The organism is Lysobacter korlensis (assembly GCF_042434515.1).
The window spans coordinates 1-748 of record NZ_JBHLTG010000052.1 but is presented as its reverse complement, the minus strand read 5'-3'; the positions used below and the strand labels follow the sequence as shown (position 1 = coordinate 748).

General features: G+C 60.0%; 1 protein-coding gene. It reads left to right on the top strand.

All coding sequences use genetic code 11. The features are described 5' to 3' along the window. The first annotated feature begins 106 nt into the window (after positions 1–106). The gene (locus tag ACFFGH_RS34390; protein WP_386677468.1) at positions 107–613 is read left to right on the top strand and encodes a hypothetical protein; all 507 of its coding nucleotides are present in this window, start codon (positions 107–109) and stop codon (positions 611–613) included. The last annotated feature ends 135 nt before the right edge of the window (positions 614–748 follow it).

Here is a 748-nt window from a genome sequence, read left to right as displayed (position 1 = left end):
CCGGGCCAGCAAGTGTCCAAGCCCTTCGGGCTCTTTCGGGCCTAACTACGCGTCCAAGCCGACCCCGCTTCGCGGGTCGGCTTAACTTGGGTGTTAGCAGTCAGCCATGCAATCCAGCGATCTCGAAAAGGCTCTCCGAGCAAGGCTCCGCCATAACGGGACGGCATTGAAGTCGCTCTCTGCCCAGGCAGTCCTTCAGACCATGATTGCCTTCTGGACCGAGATTCCCGCCGAAGACGCAAGCGAGGGCGATGGCGTCATCGTGTGGTGGGATCTGATGAGTCGAAGCAGGGGCACCAATTTCGAGATCGGCTGCAATCGAATGCTCTGCGTCCCCGGCGAAGCAGGGGTCGAGAAATTTGCGTTGCGTCTTTCAGTCGGGTATGCCTGCTCGCTTGAGGTCCTACAGCTTGAGGATGTCGCAGGCGCTAAGCTTTGCTGGGATAGCCGTGCTGCCGAAGCATTCCTTGAAGAGGCGCTGGCACTCCCAAGCATTGCTGTCGTCTCAGGGCATACCAGTCGCTATTCCGGCATATCCTTCGAGCAACGCCAGGGGGGCGCGATACCAGTTGGACCAGACAGTAGGAACGTCTACCACTGGGGCGGGCACTGACTGCTAACAATTCGTCCAAGCCGACACCGCTTCGCGGTGCGGCTTAACTCAGGTGTTAGGCCCCATGGCGAGCAGCGCAGCGATCTTGGCTTTCTTCCTCGGCACGCTATTGCCGCACTCCGGCGTGCCGACCGT

Coding starts and splice junctions, on each gene's coding strand:
- ACFFGH_RS34390 (WP_386677468.1), top strand. CDS start 107: ATGCAATCCAGCGATCTCGAAAAGGCTCTCCGAGCAAGGCTCCGCCAT.